General features: G+C 37.2%; 18 protein-coding genes and 2 tRNA genes. 19 read left to right on the top strand and 1 reads right to left on the bottom strand.

The features are described 5' to 3' along the window. Window positions 1-173 precede the first annotated feature (173 nt). The gene (locus E7480_01770) at window positions 174-764 is read right to left on the bottom strand and encodes a helix-turn-helix transcriptional regulator (GenBank protein MBE6903317.1); all 591 of its coding nucleotides are present in this window, start codon (window positions 762-764) and stop codon (window positions 174-176) included. A gap of 130 nt (window positions 765-894) precedes the next feature. Here E7480_01770 and E7480_01765 point away from each other — a divergent pair, with 130 nt between their 5' ends. The 19 genes from E7480_01765 to sfsA all read left to right on the top strand — a co-directional run bounded on the left by E7480_01765 (window position 895) and on the right by sfsA (window position 19,427). Then, the gene (locus tag E7480_01765) at window positions 895-2,100 is read left to right on the top strand and encodes an AraC family transcriptional regulator (protein ID MBE6903316.1); all 1,206 of its coding nucleotides are present in this window, start codon (window positions 895-897) and stop codon (window positions 2,098-2,100) included. A gap of 267 nt (window positions 2,101-2,367) precedes the next feature. Continuing rightward, a complete protein-coding gene (locus E7480_01760) occupies window positions 2,368-3,255 on the top strand; it encodes a DegV family protein (protein MBE6903315.1) in 888 nt (295 codons plus the stop codon). Continuing rightward, the gene (locus E7480_01755; GenBank protein ID MBE6903314.1) at window positions 3,248-3,892 is read left to right on the top strand and encodes a hypothetical protein; all 645 of its coding nucleotides are present in this window, start codon (window positions 3,248-3,250) and stop codon (window positions 3,890-3,892) included. The genes E7480_01760 and E7480_01755 overlap by 8 nt, the downstream gene beginning before the upstream one ends. A 66-nt stretch (window positions 3,893-3,958) precedes the next feature. Continuing rightward, the gene (locus tag E7480_01750) at window positions 3,959-4,501 is read left to right on the top strand and encodes a TIGR01440 family protein (GenBank protein MBE6903313.1); all 543 of its coding nucleotides are present in this window, start codon (window positions 3,959-3,961) and stop codon (window positions 4,499-4,501) included. A 177-nt stretch (window positions 4,502-4,678) separates the two neighbouring features. After that, window positions 4,679-6,508, top strand: a complete 1,830-nt coding sequence (locus tag E7480_01745) for a hypothetical protein (protein MBE6903312.1) — start codon at window positions 4,679-4,681, stop codon at window positions 6,506-6,508. Between the two features lie 2 nt (window positions 6,509-6,510). Continuing rightward, the gene (locus E7480_01740) at window positions 6,511-7,452 is read left to right on the top strand and encodes a glycosyltransferase (protein MBE6903311.1); all 942 of its coding nucleotides are present in this window, start codon (window positions 6,511-6,513) and stop codon (window positions 7,450-7,452) included. Window positions 7,453-7,683: 231 nt separating this feature from the next. Beyond that, a tRNA-Leu gene (locus tag E7480_01735) sits at window positions 7,684-7,772 on the top strand. Between the two features lie 39 nt (window positions 7,773-7,811). Next, window positions 7,812-7,888 (top strand) — tRNA-Arg (locus E7480_01730). A 279-nt stretch (window positions 7,889-8,167) separates the two neighbouring features. After that, complete coding sequence (locus E7480_01725) at window positions 8,168-8,521, top strand: four helix bundle protein (GenBank protein MBE6903310.1); 354 nt, start codon at window positions 8,168-8,170, stop codon at window positions 8,519-8,521. Continuing rightward, on the top strand, window positions 8,518-8,874 hold the full coding sequence (locus E7480_01720; GenBank protein MBE6903309.1) for a hypothetical protein: 357 nt from the start codon (window positions 8,518-8,520) through the stop codon (window positions 8,872-8,874). The genes E7480_01725 and E7480_01720 overlap by 4 nt, the downstream gene beginning before the upstream one ends. A 381-nt stretch (window positions 8,875-9,255) precedes the next feature. Continuing rightward, window positions 9,256-10,263 carry a hypothetical protein gene (locus E7480_01715; GenBank protein ID MBE6903308.1) on the top strand — a complete coding sequence of 336 codons (1,008 nt, stop codon included), beginning with the start codon at window positions 9,256-9,258 and terminating at the stop codon, window positions 10,261-10,263. 67 nt (window positions 10,264-10,330) lie between these two features. Further along, a complete protein-coding gene (locus E7480_01710) occupies window positions 10,331-11,467 on the top strand; it encodes a hypothetical protein (protein ID MBE6903307.1) in 1,137 nt (378 codons plus the stop codon). A 426-nt stretch (window positions 11,468-11,893) separates the two neighbouring features. Beyond that, a complete protein-coding gene (locus tag E7480_01705; GenBank protein MBE6903306.1) occupies window positions 11,894-13,201 on the top strand; it encodes a phenylacetate--CoA ligase in 1,308 nt (435 codons plus the stop codon). 20 nt (window positions 13,202-13,221) lie between these two features. Then, a complete protein-coding gene (locus tag E7480_01700) occupies window positions 13,222-13,653 on the top strand; it encodes an ACT domain-containing protein (GenBank protein ID MBE6903305.1) in 432 nt (143 codons plus the stop codon). A 2-nt stretch (window positions 13,654-13,655) separates the two neighbouring features. Further along, window positions 13,656-14,120, top strand: a complete 465-nt coding sequence (locus tag E7480_01695; protein MBE6903304.1) for a GNAT family N-acetyltransferase — start codon at window positions 13,656-13,658, stop codon at window positions 14,118-14,120. A gap of 17 nt (window positions 14,121-14,137) precedes the next feature. Beyond that, complete coding sequence (locus E7480_01690; protein MBE6903303.1) at window positions 14,138-14,566, top strand: hypothetical protein; 429 nt, start codon at window positions 14,138-14,140, stop codon at window positions 14,564-14,566. 20 nt (window positions 14,567-14,586) lie between these two features. Then, window positions 14,587-16,023: an MBL fold metallo-hydrolase gene (locus tag E7480_01685; protein MBE6903302.1), complete on the top strand. Its 1,437-nt coding sequence runs from the start codon at window positions 14,587-14,589 to the stop codon at window positions 16,021-16,023. A 394-nt stretch (window positions 16,024-16,417) separates the two neighbouring features. Beyond that, on the top strand, window positions 16,418-18,718 hold the full coding sequence (locus E7480_01680) for a helix-turn-helix domain-containing protein (protein MBE6903301.1): 2,301 nt from the start codon (window positions 16,418-16,420) through the stop codon (window positions 18,716-18,718). A gap of 58 nt (window positions 18,719-18,776) precedes the next feature. After that, entirely contained in the window at window positions 18,777-19,427 is a 651-nt protein-coding gene (gene sfsA, locus E7480_01675; protein ID MBE6903300.1) for a DNA/RNA nuclease SfsA, read from the top strand. Window positions 19,428-19,473: the final 46 nt, after the last annotated feature.

The following is a 19,473-nucleotide window of genomic DNA, read 5'->3' as shown; positions in this document are numbered from 1 at the left end:
GATGGGTGTAGCTCATATGAATTCTCCTTGGTTTTTGTTTAGTCGCATTTACATTATACCATAGATTTATATGAGCTGTCTTTTTTTATTTAACTGTTGCACTTGATAGTATAACTCACCATAATTTAAAAACCGCCGTTTTCATTTTGAAAACGGCGGTTAGCTTTAGAAAATTATTTTTTGGAGCTTCTTTTGATTTGGAAGCACAGGAAGGTTATTATCTGCGCGGGGACACCCAAAATAAACAGCGGCCAAAGATTATAGCTGAAAAGTGCAAAATAAATCCAAAAGAAAACACTCCAGATAAAAAGAGAAATGATATAGAAATTATTTTTCTTTTTGCCCCATATAGAATTGAATACAAGCAGCACAATTAAAGAAACGGGGAGAGCATAGGCAAAAGTAATCCAGTAAGTTTTTCCCACAAGGAAAAGAATTATAAAGATTAAAAGAGCAATAGACCAGACGCCCAAAAAAGAAATAGTTGTAATTATTTTGCGGTTAAATTGAGCTTTTTTCAACAGCTTTTCAACCTTTTCCGCTTCTTCGGGGGAATGAGGGGTTAAAAGGTAGTCAACAGTTACGTTGAAAAGCTTGCTTAACTGCATAAGCACGTAGGCATCGGGAATTGCTTCGGCTCTTTCCCAACGGGAAACAGCTTTATCCGAATAGTTGAGTTTTTCGCCTAATTCAAACTGAGTCAAGTGCTTTAAGCCTCTTAAATATATTAAATTTTCAGCAAAGATTTTCTTTAGCTCTTCCATATCTTTCTCCAAAAAAAATAATATATAATATATTTTAACATATTTTCGAAAAATTGTCCAGCGGTAATTGATTTTTCAAATTTAAAATGATATAATTCAAAAAGAATATTGTTTTTGGGGAGTGAGTTTTATGAAGGACGAGCTTTTTGAAAAATGCAAAAAATATGCAAAGCACATTGAGGGGCTTTGCCAGGTTCCGTGCTTTATAATGGACACTCATTCTCAAAGCATAGAATATAAGGATTTTATCTTTTGTGATATATGTAAAAATGACAAATGCCAAATGAAAAATGCGCATCTTTACGGTTGTAGCGAGGCTTACCGTTGGGACGGCAGATATATTTATTACTGTCCTTTGGCACTCGTTTTTGTGGCGGCGTGCGTTTACGGCGAAAACGGAGAAATGAGCGCAGGTCTTGTTTGCGGACCTATAGTTATGGATAATGCAGACGATTTTTTAAGTGCTCCCGAGCTTTTCCAATACCGTGAGTCCTTTGAAAAAATAAGCGTTTTTTCAACCAAAAGAGTAAACGATTTGGCAGAGCTTATGTATTCTACGGCATTATATCTTTCTGATTCGCCTCAATCCTCATTAAAGGCTCAGGTTTATTCTCAGGAAAAACTGCTCAACACCTTATATGAGCAAGCTGAAAAGCTTGAGCAGGATACAAGGGTTTTGATTGACGGAGAAAACAGATTGGAGCAACTGATAAAAAGTAAGGATAAGGCAGGAGCTCAACAGCTTTTAAACGAAATTTTAGGTCAGATATATTTCTCAAGCGCTTATGATGTAGAGCTTATCAAAGCCCGTCTTTTAGAGCTTATAGTGCTTATGTCAAGGGCAACCATTGATGCAGGGGCAGATATAAATGAAATTTTGCAGTTTAATACAAACTACATAAAAGAGATAGAGAAAATTTCCAACATTGAAGAGCTGAGCGCCTGGATAACTCAGATTATGCACCGCTTTATAAATTACACCTTTGATTTTACACAAATCAAACATTCTAATACTGTTTATAAGGTAATGGATTTTGTTAAACGGAATTATGACAGAAAGCTTACTTTAGAAGAAATTTCAAGTAAGGTTTTCTTAAGCCGTACATATCTTTCGAAAATATTTAAAGAGGAAACAAATCAGACACTGAGCAATTATATAAACAGCGTAAGAATAGAAAAAAGCAAACAGCTTTTAAAGGACAGCAGCATAAGTCTTATTGATATTGCAGGTCTTTGCGGCTTTGAGGACCAGAGCTATTTTACAAAGGTATTTACAAAAGAGGTAGGAATTTCTCCGAAAAAATACCGTGATACTAAAATCAAAAAGATTAAATAAGCATATTGACAATTTAATTTAAAAATTATAATTAACAACTTAATACCTGATGTATCGACATTTTTCAACAGGAAAAATGACTGTATAGGCCGATAAAAACGCAATTCTCAAATTCTGAGAGTTGCGTTTTTTAATTCTCAAACAAGAAAAACAATAGTAGAATTTGTTTTTGCCAAAATAGGTGGATTTTTTCAATGGGTTCAGGGTATAATTTTTTCATAAATCAAGGCGAAATGCGTGCAATATGAAAAAGGAGAGAAAAAACATATGTCAAATTATGTGTTAAGCTGTTGTTCAACAGTAGATTTATCAGAGGAGCATTTGAAAAGCAGAGATATAAATTATATATATTTTCATTTTTATCTGGACTCGGTACATTATTTTGATGATTTTGGAAAAACCATTTCTTATGATAAATTTTATGAGGCTATGGAAAACGGCGCAGATACAAGTACATCTCAAATAAATGTTGATGAATATCAGGAATATTTTGAAAAGTTTTTAGAACAGGGTAAGGATATTCTTCACGTAAGCATATCGGGAGGCCTTTCCGGCTCCTGTAATTCTGCAAATATTGCAGCATCGGAGTTAAGAAGTAAATATCCCGAGCGTAAAATTATAATTGTAGACTCTTTGGGCGCGTCTTCGGGTTATGGACTTATTATGGATACTCTGGCAGATTTAAGGGACAGCGGAAAAACTATGGAAGAGCTTCAAAACTGGATTGAAGAGCATAAGTTGGAGATGCATCATTGGTTTTTCTCAACAGACCTTACCTTTTACGTTAAGGGCGGAAGAATTTCCAAGGCTTCGGGTTGGTTCGGAACAATGCTTAAAATTTGTCCTTTGTTAAATGTTGATAAAGAAGGACATCTTGTGCCACGTAAAAAAATCAGAGGCAAGAACAATGTTATTGTTGAAATTGCGCAGATGATGAAGGAACACGCACGAAACAAAACAGATTATGACGGCAAATGCTTTATTTCACATTCAAAATGTATCGAGGATGCAAAAGCAGTTGCAAAAATTATAGAGGAAAGCTTTCCAAAGCTTAACGGTAAAGTACTTATAAACAGCATAGGAACAACAATAGGAAGTCACAGTGGTCCCGGCACAGTTGCCGTATTTTTCTGGGGTGATAAAAGAAATGACTGATAATTACACAAAAGCTATATCAAAACAAAAACCGCTGAAATCAAAGCTTGCAAAGCTTATAAGAGTGGTATCTGTACCTCCTTTTATGGTAAGCGCAATGTTTTTAATTTTTTATTTCGATAACAAAATTTTTGCAAATTTTGAACAGCTTATCTGCTCGCTTATCTTTTTTGCAATTATTCCTGTACTGGCATATCCTATATGCGCAGTAGTGCCCAAATTAAAGGAAAAGGGCAGAGAGGGAGAGAGAAATTTAGCTTTTATTCTGAGTATTGCAGGCTATACTTTGGCAATGGGATACGCCTTTTTTGCACAGCTTGGAAAAGGTCTTATGCTTATATACCTTTCTTATTTTTACTCAGTTATTATCCTTACTGTTTTCAATAAGCTCATTAAAAAAAGAGCAAGCGGACACACCTGCGCAATAGCGGGCCCGTTGATTTTCCTTGTATTTTTTGAAGGCGTATTTTTCTCCATTCCCTGCGTATCTGTTTTTATGCTTGTAGTATGGGCATCTCTCAAGCTTAAAAGACATACCGTTGAAGAAATTATTTTAGGCTCAATGTCGGCGCTGTTTGCTTTTTCTACAGCGCATCTGACACTTATGAATATTATTGAAAAAACCTCTTTATTTTAATAAAAAAATATAGTATAATAAGAGTGCTGAAAATTATTTCGGCACTCTATTTTTAGGAGAATATTTATGGAAAATATTAAAAATCAGGCTGAAAAAGCAGCTTTAGAGCTTATTAAGGAAGCAGGTTTAAAAGAGGGAGATTTGCTTGTTGTAGGCTGTTCCTCAAGTGAAATTATCGGAGATAAAATAGGCAAAAATTCAAGCATTGAAGCGGCTCAGGCAGTTTTTGAGGGAATATATTCTGTATTAAAGCAAGAGGGGATTTTTCTTGCCGCACAGTGTTGTGAGCACTTAAACCGAGCACTTATTATAGAAAAAAGTGTTGCTCAGAAGAAAAATTTAGAAATTGTAAGTGTAGTTCCGCAGCCCAAAGCCGGCGGTTCCTTTGCCACAACCGCATATAAAAGCTTTGATGAGCCTGTTGCAGTAGAAGAAATTAAAGCCGATGCGGGAATGGACATAGGAAACACCCTTATCGGAATGCATCTTAAGAGAGTTGCCGTACCTGTAAGGCTTAGTGTCAATTGCATAGGTAAAGCAAGCCTTGTATGCGCACGCACCCGTCCGAAATATATAGGCGGAGAAAGAGCAAAATACTGTCAGGGATAAAATAGGAGATACAAAAAAACTTGAAAAAGGGGTTGTGAAAAACGAAAAAGTTTTTACATTCCCTTTTTCTGTTTATAGTTTCGGGTCATCTGCCTTGACAAATAATGGGTTTTTCTATATAATATTTTTATATAATTTTTAAAATATTATGTTAGATTTTTTTGGAGGAACAGCTTTATGCATCTGTTTAGCAAAAAGATTTTTATTAATAAAAAAAGTCTGATAGGTATTATCAGCTTTATATTAGCTTTGTTTCCAACGCTTGTAACTCCTGAACTTTTAAAAGATGAGCTGAGTGCTTTTTCTATAAGCAACAGCATTTTCAGCCTTTTAATTTTTTTTGGATATTTTTTTCTTATACGTTCAGCTTTGTTAAATTTTGAAAAACGTTTGTCTGTTATCTCGGTTATAACAGGACTTCTTTTTTCTATGTTTATGGTATTTGGCAGAAATATGTATGTTAACGGTAAGACTGAAATATTATTTTTGGAAAGCTGGAGAAACATTATAGCAATTCTTCCTGTTTTCTATTCACTTGTTCTTTTGATAATTAAATATTTGCCTGAGCTGAGAGAGTATCGTTTGTTTTCATTAAAAACACCTCTGCAAAAAAAAGAATGGTCGGCTAAGAAAAGCTTTTTTGTTGTCTGGATAATTATTTTTGTAGCTTGGATTCCTTCTTTATTGGCATCATACCCAGGAGTATATGGGTATGACAGCATTTCTCAGGTTAATTATTATCGATCAGGTGAAATATCTCTTCATCATCCGCTGATACACACGTATCTTTTAGGCTTTTGTGTTGTAACTCTGGGTAATCTTTTGGGAAGCTATGAGGCGGGAATGTGTTGTTACTCTGTATTTCAGATGCTTTGTCTTTCTGCAACCTTTGCGGCAATATATTCTTGCTTTATAAAGAAACGTGCTTCGAAAATTGTAAGCTTAGCCGTTTTGCTGATTTTTATGTTTTTGCCTACTAATCCGATAATGGCATTTTCAGCCACTAAAGATGTTTTGTTTGCTGCTTTCTTTGCGTTGGCGTTTATGATGTTAATGTTACTTGCCGATAATCCTGAATTGATAAAGTCAGTCAAATTTATTGTTTGCTTTGGGGCTGTGCTATTTTTTATGTCAGCATTTCGAAATCAAGGAATTTATATTATAATTATAACAGCTATTTTTGCATTGATATTGCTTTGGAAATATAAGAAAAATGTTTTTCTCGTATTTTTATCTGCAATAGTGCTTATAGGTGTTTATTCAGGTCCTGTATCTTCTCTGTTGGGCGGAGTAAAAGCCAACTCTCTGAGGGAAATGATGAGTATTCCTTGTGTGCAGCTTTCAAGAGCAATGGTATACAGTGAGGATGAGCTTGAAGAAGAAAGTGCTCTTATAAAAGAGTATATTCCTCAATATGAGATATATACAGTCAATTCTTCCATTTCAGATATTATGAAGGGATGTCTTGATACCGAAAGAGTAAAAAAGAACCCATTGGAATTTATAAAGCTTTGGATTAAGGTGGGAATAAAATGTCCTGTAGTCTATATTGATGCCTTTGCCCGTATTACAATCGGTTACTGGTATCCAGATATGAACTACCGAGACCCTCAGGCATATCATCCTTATTGGGAATATTATCCTACAGGCGTTTTGGAAAAGTATGACGAAAACAAGTTTCTTTTACTAAAGCAGACACCCATAGCCTTTAAAGACTTACACGAAAAATATTATAAACTGGCATATGAAAATAGCTATCAGAAAACCCCTGTTATTTCAATGCTGTTTAGCTCTGCTTTGCCTTTATGGATGTTGATTATATATATTGCAATGTGTGTCTATTATAAAAAATATAAGCATTTTGTGCCAATAAGCTTTGCTTTAGGTTTGGTGTTAACTCTTTTGTTAGGGCCGGTAGTTCTTTATCGGTATCTATATCCTTTCTGTATTATTTGTCCAATATTGCTGGCATCGGCAATTGATTTTAAAAATAAAGGAGAAGTGTAAAAATGGAAAATGTTGCAGTATTAATTCCGTGCTATAATGAAAGTAAAACTATCGAAAAAGTGGTGAAAGATTTTAAAGCGGAGCTACCTGAAGCTACAATTTATGTATATGACAATAATTCTACCGATGGTACAGCAGAATTAGCTGAAAAAGCAGGCGCTGTTGTTAGATATGAGTATAAGCAGGGAAAAGGAAACGTTGTACGACGTATGTTTAGAGAAATTGATGCGAAATGTTACATTATGGTAGACGGTGATGACACCTATCCCGCATCAGATGTAAAGGCTATGGTAGATCTTGTTTTAAACAAAAATGCAGATATGGTTGTGGGTGACCGTCTTTCCTCTACGTATTTTAACGAGAATAAAAGACCGTTTCACAATATGGGAAATGTTATTGTCAGAGCAGGTGTAAACTCTATATTTAAAAGCGAAATAAAGGATATTATGACAGGATACCGAGCTTTCAGCTACGACTTTGTCAAAACCTTTCCTGTACTGTCCCGTGGCTTTGAAATAGAGACGGAAATGAGCATACATGCTATTGATAAAAATATGCAATTAGAAAATATAATCATCAATTATAAGGACCGTCCCCAAGGCAGTGAGTCTAAGCTTAACACAGTGTCAGATGGTATAAAGGTATTAAAAACAATAGCACGACTTTGGAAAAACTATAAGCCATTTTCCTTCTTTTCGGTTTTGTCTTTAATTTTAATTCTTATTTCGGCAGCTGTATTTATCCCATTGGTATTTGTTCCGTTTTTGATTACAGGTCTTGTCTCCCGTATTCCTACTTTGGTAGTGTGCGGATTTGTTGTATTGGCGGCAATACTTTCCTTTTTCAGCGGAATGATATTAGATGCTATAATTCAAAAAGAAAAGCGTGAATTTGAATTTCGCCGTCAGCTTTTAAACGGCAAAAAAGAAGCAGAAAATAAATAAAATAAGGAAATGTCGTTTTTGAAAACGAAAAATGTTATAGCATTGTTCAAAAACGGCTGTAAAAAGTTAATGAAAATCCGAGATTTGCTTAAAAACAGCGAGTCTCGGATAATTTTTGTGTAATTAAAGCATTACAAGTAGATTTATAAAACTTTAAAATGAAAATTTTATAAAAGGTATTGACAAAAAGGCTGATGTGTGATAGTATTTTAAGGCTGACAGAAAATTCATGCTGGTGTGGCGGAACAGGCAGACGCCCGGGACTTAAAATCCCGTGGGTAGCGATACCCGTGCCGGTTCGACCCCGGCCACCAGCACCAGATTTTTAGAAATCGGGTGAAAATATGTCAGCATTTTATGCGCTGCTAGCTCAGTTGGATAGAGTGACTGGCTACGAACCAGTAGGTCAGGGGTTCGAATCCCTTGCAGCGCGCCAACAAAAAAAGAACCTTTGTCTACCAAGACAAAGGTTCTTTTTTTGAACTAAGTGTTCCGCTTGCTCGGAACGTGAAGTATCCTTCGGACGTGAAGCACACTTCGTGCGTGAAGTGTGCCTTCGGCACGATATGCGGAACACTTAACTTCACTTTGCACCAATGTCGCAATACTTCACTATGCCGTAGGCATATCTTCACTTGGGCGCAGCCCAAACTTCACTAATTATTGAAAGCTAACAAGTTTTATGGTATAATTTATACGAAACGGAGGTGTTATTATGTCGGAAAGCAAATTGAGAACGCAATCAATGGATTTTGCAGTGTCCATTATTAACCTTGTCAAATGCCTAAAAGAAAAGCGTGAATCTATTATCTCTAACCAAATCGGCAGAAGTGGCACTTCCATTGGAGCCAACATCCGTGAAGCGCAGTATGCTCACGGCAAAGCTGACTTTATTGCCAAGCTTCAAATCGCACTCAAGGAAGCAAATGAAACGGGATATTGGCTGGAACTGCTGTTCAAAACAAATTACATATCTGAAGAAGAATATAAAGTTCTTGACACCGCTTGTATAAGTCTTCGTGTTATGCTGATTTCTTCCATCAACACTGCAAAGGAGAATGGAAAATGAAAAAATTGCTTGTATTGTTCTTTGTCATCATTCCGTTTTTTTGTCTTACTGCATGTAATGGGAATCTGACAAAGGGCGGTATTGTATCCCAAACAGACAATGGAATGGCACAGCTTGATATTATGCCTCAAAAATTGTTTGAGTATGCTAATATTGGTGATATGGTTGTAGTAACTGTCGGTGATTTTAAAGCGGAAATGCCACTGGTTGACGAAGCAATTGCAGAAGAAGGTAAATTACAATTGTTTTACGATTCAAACGAACACAGTTTAAGCATATGCGCCTACAATCAAAACTTCTGCAAAACTTATAATGTTTCACCCGATGCTAAAGTTAAAATCACAAAAAAGTAAATGAGTAATGTTACTTTTAGTCTTTCTTACCCCACTTTACGCACCTTTTAGTCGCTCTTTCGCAAAAATAAGACAGTCTTCGGACTGTCTTATTTTTATCCAAGCCGAAGGGTTGGTATGTAATCCACGTTAGCGGAATGTAATCAGTTCGCTTTGCGAACTGTATGTCATCAAGGTGTTAGCCTTGTATGTTTTCTTTTCGGCTTGATTACATACGCAACTTGCGTTGCAATTACATACAATACTTCGTGCTGATTACATTTACACCTGCGGTGTGATTTAATATGTGGTAGTTCAAATATGTTAAAAATCAAAAGGATTAGAATTTGTGAAATCATTTTTTAACAAAAATCCGTTCTCGTAAGAGGACGGATTTTTGTTTTGATAATTGATTTCAATTTAAGATTTTGCTATAATGATCTAAAAGGCGGTGATTATATGGTTTACAAAGACCTAATGATTAGTTCTTTGACGGATTTATTAGAAGATGGCGAAGTTTTGAAATGTTCTATTTATGGTATTTTAAGACAAGGCAATATACAGCAAGGGGGATATTTTGGTTTAACAGAGACTCACTTGTTGATAGTGCTATTTTCCGGAAAGCAAATCAAAGCTACCGGCCGCATCCCATTAGATGTAAAATCGGTTAAAATAAAACAGACAAAGATATTTAAGCAATATGTAATTGATATATCCTTTAATGAGGGAGACCCTTGCAGAATCATTGCATCTCCTAAAGTTTTAAAAATTGATTCACAAAAGCAAAATTTGATGCATTTCTTAGATTTTGTTAAAAGTAAAGCTACCAACAAGCAAGAAATTATATTGAAAAATTCAGAAGGCGAAAAAATCCGTTGGCAGTTTTTTAATACTTGTATTTATGGGATTCTTTCTTTATTTTTTGCTATATCTGTTATGCTTATTGTCGTAGAATTAAAAGAAAATAATTTTGATTTTTCCGTAATGAAAGAAATGATAGAAAATCTTCCAATGTTTGTAACAATAGGGTGTGCATTTCTTGCACCGTTTATTGTTTTGTCATTATTAAACAGATTTTTCTTTGGAAAAATTGTAGCTGTGGCACGGGAAGACGGGTTGCTTTTAGATAATGATTTTATCTTATGGGAGGATATTAAAAAAATAACATTTAGCCCAAGGATGTGTTCCAAATTTAGTGTTAATTATACATATGCTACCATATTTATCGAATCGTTCCAAAAACAAGAATATTCTATTGAAATAATGCATTTCCCCGCATATGGATTAAGAAAAATAAAAAAATATAATCCCAACATAAAAATCGAAGTTGAAAAATCGGGGTTAGCTCTTGTCTTGTTTGCTGCGCTGTCTCTAATTTTGATTTCCGCTATAATTCCTTTAATAAGGTAATATTATTGCAATTTTTACCATTTTATGTTATAATTTAATTATCAAACTATAAAAAGGAGTGTTTTTTATGAAAAAAGTTGTTTTTGCGGTACTTTGTTTTTCTCTTTTGCTTTCGGGCTGTAACAAAAAAGCACCTGATGTATCCTCGTCTATTTCAGAAACTTTACAGAGCAGCTCGCAAATTTCTTCACAGGAAACAAGCTCCGATATAAGCTCTGAAATAAGTTCAGACATAAGCTCAGACGTAAGCTCTGATAAAGCAGAAACCTCTTCGTCAAAGGCAGAGGGAAGCTCTGATGTTGTAAGTAAGCCTGTCAACAAAGAGGAAGAGGCAGTACTTGACTATTTTGCAGACCCGTCAATGAAGGAAATGATGAGATTAGCCTTCGAAAAATTGCTTCCGGGAGTTAAAAATCCTACTTATGCACAGGTAAAAAGCTTAAAAATATCTAAAATACACATCACCTTTGGAGCCGGAAATGCCGCTGCAGGAAAGACAATCATTAGCTTTTATAAAAAGGAAGAGGCATATCCCCTTGAGATGTCTTTTTACACCGCGTTAGACGGCACTGTAACCTATGATGCAAAGGCTAACGCAAATGTGCTTAAAGGCTTTGAAAAGCTTCCTCAATACGATTGGCTTGTTATTGACTACGGAGATTATTATACCGGATATAATTATCCTGAAATGCTTAACGGCATTCTGACAAATGTCTGGGGACTGTCATATAATAATTTTGAAACCAAAAGCATTGATTTTTCTGCTGTTTCGCCTTCAAGCTTTGCAGGCTTAAAGGGACTGTCTGTTTATGGCTATCAAGAGGGAGAGCTTGAGAGACTTTTATCTGAAAATAATGTGATTGAAGAGATTTATCTCAGTGATGAAACCGAAGACGGACTTGCGTTTTTATCCACTAAAAAAAGTCTTAAAAAAATATCGGTATCGAACACTGCTTTTGGGGAAAAGAATGCGGGGATTTTCAACGATTTACCTAATCTTTACTATCTTGATATCTGTTATTGTTCAGTATCAACCTTTGATTTGATTAACCCTGTTTTCCCTAAGCTTAAGAACTTTTATGTGTTCGAAACCTATGTACGCAATCCTCATACATCTATGCTGTCGGCAGGGTGGAAGCAACATGCCTTAGAGCACGGAGCAAGCGAAGATATTATAGTAGACAGTGTAGGACCGAAAATTTAGGACTTGACTTTTTTAAACAATGGTGTTATTATATTTAACAATAATTGAATAAGTTGTAACACTAAATGCGAGGAGCAGAAACCAGTAGGTTGGAAAAAATCTTGAGAGAGTTGCCGGTGGGTGCGAGGCAAAGATGGTGTCCTTCTGAATTCATTCTGTTAGCAGTGCACTGAATAAGAGAAATCTTTAGTAGGAGGCAACGGGAGTTCCCGTTACAGAACTAAGGTATGTTAGTACCTGAAAAGGTCGCTATTGTGAAGTGGCGGCGAACTGAGGTGGTACCACGGGATTAGTAATTTTCTCGTCCTCTGTATTCGTTATCGGAATGCAGAGGGCGTTTTTTGTTTGCTCTTTACACTCCGAAGTCTTGTATTTAACAATTTATGGCTTAGGAAAGCTAAACACAAAAAGAAAGGATGTTCAAAAATGGCACAAAACTACTATCAAAAAGAAATTGAAACTATGCCGCTTGAAGAAATGAAAAAGCTTCAATCAGAAAAGCTCGTCAAACAGGTGAAGCACGTTTACGAAAACGTACCTTACTACAAAAAGCTTATGGACGAGAAGGGCGTAAAACCGGAGGATATCAAGGGTATTGATGACCTTTGCAAGCTTCCGTTCCTTACTAAAGCAGATTTGCGTGATGCGTATCCTTACGGATTGCTTGCAAAGCCTCTTGATGACTGTGTTCGTATTCAGTCCACATCAGGCACAACAGGCAGACGTGTAGTTGCGTTTTACACACAGAAGGATATTGACCTTTGGGAAGATTGCTGCGCCCGTGCAATTATGGCTGCAGGCGGTACAAAAAAGGATGTGTGCCAGGTTGCGTACGGTTACGGTTTGTTTACAGGCGGTCCCGGTCTTAACGGCGGCTCGCACAAGGTTGGCTGCTTAACACTTCCTATGTCCTCAGGTAATACCGATCGTCAAATCCAATTTATGATGGACCTTAACGCTTCTATACTTTGCTGTACCCCTTCCTATGCGGCATATATCGGTGAAACCTTAAAGGAACAAGGATATAAACCCGAGGATATTCCGTTGAAAGCAGGTATTTTCGGCGCTGAGCCTTGGACTGAGGAAATGCGTCGTGGCATTGAACAAGCGCTTGGAATTAAGGCATACGATATTTACGGTCTTACCGAAACAACCGGCCCTGGCGTTGCTTTCGAGTGCAGTGAACAGACAGGTATGCACATAAACGAAGACCATTTTTACGCTGAAATTATTGACCCCGAAACAGGCGAAGTTCTTCCTGAGGGTTCTAAGGGCGAGCTTGTATTCACCTCTCTTGACAAAGAAGCATTTCCTTTACTTCGTTATCGCACTCGTGATATCTGCGTTCTTTCACGTAAAAAATGTTCTTGCGGAAGAACACTTGTCAAAATGGCGAAGCCTATGGGCAGAACTGATGATATGCTTATTATTCGTGGCGTAAACGTGTTCCCAAGCCAGATTGAAACAGTTTTATTGAACGAGGGCTATCAGCCTAATTATCAAATTGTTGTTGACCGTGTTAAGAATACGGATACGTTTGAAGTAAATGTGGAAATGACACCTGAAAAGTTTACTGATAAGGTTGGCGAAATTATTGCTATGGAAAAGTCTCTTGCAAATGCAATGAAGGCTATGCTCGGTATCAATCCTGCTGTTCACCTTGTTGCGCCCAAGGCTATCGCTCGCAGCGAAGGTAAAGCTGTTCGTGTTATTGATAAGAGAAAACTTGTATAATTCGGAAGGGAGATAAACTAATGGCTATTAAACAATTAACTATATTCGTTGAAAACAAGCAAGGTGCAGTTGTTTCTATAACTGATACACTTTCTAAGCACAATATCAATCTCAGAGCGCTTTCTATTGCGGAAACACAGGATTTTGGTATTCTCCGTCTTATTGTTAACGATGAAGAAAATGCAGAGAAGATACTTACACAGGAAGGATATCTTATTAAGATTACTGATGTTGTAGGCGTTAAAATCAGCGATGAACCCGGCAAGCTTTCTGAGGCGTTGAAAATTCTTGATAAAAATAAAATCAATATAGAGTATCTTTATGCTTTTATGGCCCGCACAGAAAAACACGCTTATGTTGTTATTCGTGTTGAGGATAACAATGCGGCAGAAGCTGCACTTACAAACGCAGGCTTTAAGCTTATCACAGAAAAGGATATTTGCAAGCTTTAAAAATGATAAGATTAGCATTAGAAAAAGATATTCCGAAGATTGAGGAGTTACTGTTGCAGGTTGACCTTGTCCATCACAACGGCAGACCGGATATCTTTAAAATTGGCAGAAAATATTCAAAAGAAGAACTGAAAGTAATTTTAAAGGACAAGCATCGTCCTATCCTTGTTTCAGTGAATGAAAATGATGAGGTAATGGGATATTGCTTGTGTATCTTTCAGCAGCATATTAACAATTCGGTGTTGACAGACATCAAAACCTTATATATAGATGACCTTTGTGTTGATGAAAAAATGAGAGGAAAACACATTGGCAAGGAATTATATGAGGCAGTTGTTGAATTTGCCAAAGAAAATAATTGTTACAATCTCACGCTGAATGTGTGGAGCTGTAATCCTTCAGCGCTGCGCTTTTATGAAGCCTGCGGCTTTGTCCCGCAAAAAATCGGTATGGAATTGATACTGTGATAGGATATGGGTGTAAAATGTATTTTGAAGAGCTTAAACTTGGTATGACAGTCAATACAGCGCCTGCTGTTATTCAAAAAGGAAAAATGATTTCTTTTGCTCAGGATTATGACAATATTCCGCTTCATACTGACGAGGAATATGCTAAAAAAACGCCTTTTGGTAAATTGCTTGCACCGGGTGTTATGTCTTTTATGTCTGTTTGGGCAAAATATCTTGAGGTTGATTTTTTCGGCGATGAATTACTTGCCGGAAAATCTACTAAAATTGAATGGCTCAAGCCGGTATTTGCTGACGATGTTTTGACGGGAAAGGCAACTATTACAAATTTAGTAAAGCGAAGTTTTAAAAACGGATTGGTTGAAATCACGATTGATGCGTATAATCAAAACGGCGAGCTTGTATTAAAAGACGTGACGGAAGCTATCGTTAAATGCAAAATATAAACGGCATTTGAGGTGATAGAATGAAAAAATCTTATGTGACATCTATGCCCGATAACATAGGCGCATTTTTGAAAGCAAGTGAATGCTTTTCTGCTTTGGGAATTAATATAACCCGTGTAAGCTATAATAAAGCGGTTGATTCTCAGACATTATTTATTGATGCAGAAGGTACGGAGGAACAGTTAAGTAAGGCGGATGCTGAGCTTGAAAAAATAGGGTATCTTCAAAGTAATACAAATAAAACAAGCGTAGTTTTAATTGAATTTTGCCTTAAAGATATTCCCGGAAGTGTTACAAGCATACTTGCTTTAATTCGTGATTTTAATTTCAATATTTCCTATATAAGCTCTCAAGAAAACGGCACAGACTATCAGTACTTTAAGATGGGCTTGTATGTTGAGGATTTTGAAAAAATATCGGAATTTCTGAAAGAAGCTGAAAAGCTGTGCAAGGTTCGTGTTATTGACTATAACCGCTCTGAAAAGGTTTATGATAACAGTATTTTTTATAACACTTATGTTATGGGTTTATCGCAAATAATGGGGCTTTCGGAAGCAGTCAGCCGCGAGCTGTTGGTTCACGTTAACCTTGCTATGCAAACCCTTGATGAACAGGGCTTATCACCCTACAGAACCTTTGACAGCATAAGTAAATTTGCCGAATTGCTCGGAAATTCAAAGGCAAAAGCATTTGTGCCGAGAATAAGTTCTCACAGAATTTCCGAGAACACAGAGATTACTTTAATAGAGCCTCCGTGCGGCAGCAATACGATTATCATAAAAAGCAACGGCAAGGTTCTTTTTGTGGACAGCGGATATGCTTGTTATAGCGAGGAAATGCTTGAGGTTTTCAAAAAGATTGTCCCCGATTTTGAAGACATAAAGAAAACCATTCTTGTAACACATGCTGATGTTGACCATTGTGGTCTATTGCCGCTGTTTGATGAGATTATAGCCAGCCCAAAAACAGCATTCTGTTTAAAGAGTGAATATTTAGGAAATGACGGATACCGAGAGAAAAATTTGCTTCATAAACCGTATATTAACATCTGTAAAATCCTCACTTCCTATCAAACCGTTAATCCGGATAAGATTACAGCCTTGTGGAAAGATATTGAGAATTTGACAGAACCTCTTACACAAATTGGATTTTTCGACTTTGAAGAACTGCACTTTGAGGTTTATGAGGGAAAGGGCGGACATTTGCCGGGTGAAATCGTTTTAATTGATTATACAAAGAATATTGCCATTACAGGCGATATTTACATCAATATACACGGACTCACCCCTGAGCAAGCGGAATACAATCAATATGCACCTATTTTAATGACCTCGGTTGACACGGATCCTAAACTATGCGCTGAGGAAAGAAAGGCGATAATCGGGCGTCTTGGTGTTGGCAAATGGCAAATTTTCGGAGCACACGGTTTTAAAAAGGATTATTCGGTGAACTCGTGAGTTGTTTTCTGAAAAAATAAAAATTTTTCAAAAAAAGTATTGACAAATATATTTTTTTGTACTATAATTTATTGCAAATTTGAATATCACAAAAACGACTATGATGAAGACGGTCGGAATGAAAAACTATCAGAGAGTTGCCGGTTGGTGCGAGGCAATAGTGAATCTTTCCAATGACTTATCACTTCTGAGTCGGAGGACCGAAAGCGAAAGCAAGTAGACTCCTTCCGTAATGCTGCGTAAAAGCAAAGAGCTTGTTAGAGCTCGGAAAGTGACGGAAATATATTTTCCGTAATTTGAGTGGTACCGCGGGTTTATTACTCGTCTCAAAAGTTTCTTTTGAGACGAGTTTTTTGTTTTATTCAAAATAGTCATATTTGAAAGGAGACAAAAAATGGATTACAGTTTGAAAGAGGTCGCAGGAAGAATTAAGGAACTGCGAGAAGCAAAAGGATACTCACAACAAGAGCTTGCAAAGCTTACAGGCGTATCCTATGAAGATTATAAAGTTTTAGAAAATGGAGATGCCGATTTCAGCTTCACATTTATTTATAAATGTGCAAAGGCTTGCGGCGTTGAGGTTGTTGACATTCTTGAAGGAACAAGCACAACTCTTTCCTCTTTTTCGATTACAAGAAAGGGGGAAGGCCTTAAGATTGTTAAAAAGTACGGCGTTGAATATGATAATCTTGCCCCGAAATTCAAGGACAAGCTTGCCGAGCCTTTTTTGGTTAAATTCCCCTATATTCCCGAAGAACAAGACGCACCTATGAAGCTTAACTCCCATAACGGTCAGGAGTTTGATGTTATTGTAAAGGGCTCTCTCAAGGTGCAGATAGGTAACCACGTGGATATTCTCAACGAAGGAGACTCTATTTTCTATAACAGCCTTATTCCCCACGGTATGATTGCTGTAAGCGAGGGTGGCTGTGAATTTCACGCTGTTGTTCTTAACCCTCAGGACGGTCTTGTGAGTGAGGAATATCCCGAAGCGCCTTATGTGGTTTCTAAAGTAGTAGAAAAAGAAGCAGGCGCAACAACCGTTGCCGATAACTTCGTAGAATCTTTTTACGATGAAAACGGCGTGTTTAACGGCATCAAATTCAAAAATGACGATAAGTTTAATTTCGCATTTGACTGTGTTGATGCTATTGCAGAAAAGAATCCCGATAAGCTTGCAATGATGTGGGTAGCAAATGATAAAACCGACCGCAGATTTACATTTAGCGATTTGAAGAAATATTCAGCTAAGACGGCTAATTACTTTGAATCTCTCGGTATCAAAAAGGGCGATACCGTAATGCTCGTTCTTAAACGTCATTATCAGTTCTGGTTCTGTATGCTTGCTCTTCATAAAATCGGAGCAATCGCAATCCCTGCTACCAATCAACTTGTAGAACACGATTTTGTTTACAGATATAAGGCAGCTAAAGTAAAAGCAATCGTATGTACAGCTGACGGAGATGTATCAACCGAAGCGGAAAATGCAGCTGCAGAATTCCCCGGAATGTTGAAAATTTTGGTTGGCGGTAAAAAAGAGGGCTGGAACGATTTTAATGTTGAAATGGAACGCTTCAGCACACATTATAATCGTACCGAGGAAACTCCTTGCGGCAACGACCCGATGCTTATGCTCTTTACCTCCGGTACAACCGGATATCCCCGTATTGCAACTCATTCCTACAAGTATGCATTAGGTCATTATCCTACTGCAAAGCATTGGCACAATGTAAATCCTGACGGATTACATTTCACTATTTCTGACACAGGCTGGGGTAAAGCTCTTTGGGGTAAGCTTTACGGTCAATGGCTCTGTGAAGCAGGTGTATTTACTTATGACTTTGACAGATTCCATTCAGAAGATATCCTGCCTATGTTTGCTAAATATCATATCACAACCTTCTGCGCTCCCCCTACAATGTATCGTTTCTTTATCAAAGAAGATTTGTCAAAGTACGACCTTTCTTCTATCGAATATGCAACAACAGCAGGTGAAGCTCTTAACCCTGAGGTGTTTAATCAGTTTAAAAAAGCTACCGGACTTACTATTATGGAAGGCTTCGGTCAGACTGAAACTACTCTCTCTATCGCTAACTTCGTTGGTTCAACTCCTAAAATCGGCTCAATGGGCAGACCCAGTCCGCTTTACGATGTAGTTGTTCTTGATCCCGACGGCAATGAATGTAAGATAGGTGATGCAGGTGAGATTTGCATTCGCACCAAAGACGAGGTTCCTTGCGGTCTCTTTATCGGTTATTACTTAGATGAAGAAAAGACAAAAGATGTTTGGCACGACGGTTATTATCACACAGGCGACCAGGCAACGATGGATGAAGACGGATATCTTTGGTATGTGGGCCGTATTGACGATGTAATCAAGTCATCAGGCTACCGTATCGGACCCTTCGAAATCGAGAGCGTAATTATGGAGCTTCCGTACGTTTTAGAGTGCGCAATCACTCCTGTTCCTGATGAAGTACGCGGTCAGATAGTAAAAGCCACAGTTGTTCTTGTAAAGGGAACACAGGGCACTGACGAGCTGAAAAAAGAAATTCAGGAATACGTTAAAACACATACAGCGCCCTATAAATATCCGAGAATCGTTGAATTTGTAGACGAGCTTCCCAAGACCATCAGCGGTAAGGTAAGACGTGTAGAAATCCGCAAAAACGATTTAGAAAAATTACAGAAATAACAAGGAAAAGCCCAAGCTGTTATTATAGCTTGGGCTTTGACAATGCAGGGAATAAGCTATGATATACAAAAACATTAAAAAAGGAATATTCAAAGAGAGGCCTAACAGGTTTATTGCAAAGATAGAAATTGACGGTAAAATTGAGACAGTACACGTTAAAAATACAGGGCGCTGCAAGGAACTTTTGATTGATGGCTGTGAGGTTATTTTAAGCAAATCCGACAACCAAAGCCGTAAGACAAAATACGATTTAATTGCGGTATATAAAAAAGGTTTAGGCCTTGTAAATATCGACAGTCAGGCGCCGAATTACGTAGTTAAGGAATGGCTTGAAAAGCAAGGCTATGACATAGTTAAGCCTGAGTATTTTTACGGCAATTCAAGGCTTGATTTTTACTGTCAAAAAGGGGACGAAAAGACTCTTATAGAGGTCAAAGGCTGTACTTTAGAAAAGGACGGGATCGGCTATTTCCCCGATGCGCCTACGTTGAGAGGAACGAAGCATCTTAAAGAGCTGAAAAAAGCCGTTGAAGAGGGATATAAGGCGTGTATAATTTTTGCTATTCAGATGGAAAACGTATTTGAAGTGCGTGCAAATAAAGAAACTGACCCTGCCTTTGCCAATGCCTTGCTCGAAGCTTGCCAAGCAGGAGTTGAGATTATTTGTCTTACCTGTGAAATAAGAGAAAATGAGATAAAAATCGGCTGAAAAAAATGTTTTTCAGCCGATTTTTTTAAAGGTAAAGACAGCATTG

Source organism: Oscillospiraceae bacterium (genome assembly GCA_015067255.1).
Classification (GTDB): Bacteria; Bacillota; Clostridia; order Oscillospirales; family SIG519; genus SIG519.
The sequence above is the reverse complement of the archived record's forward strand: the minus strand, read 5'-3'. Positions and strand labels throughout refer to the sequence as shown.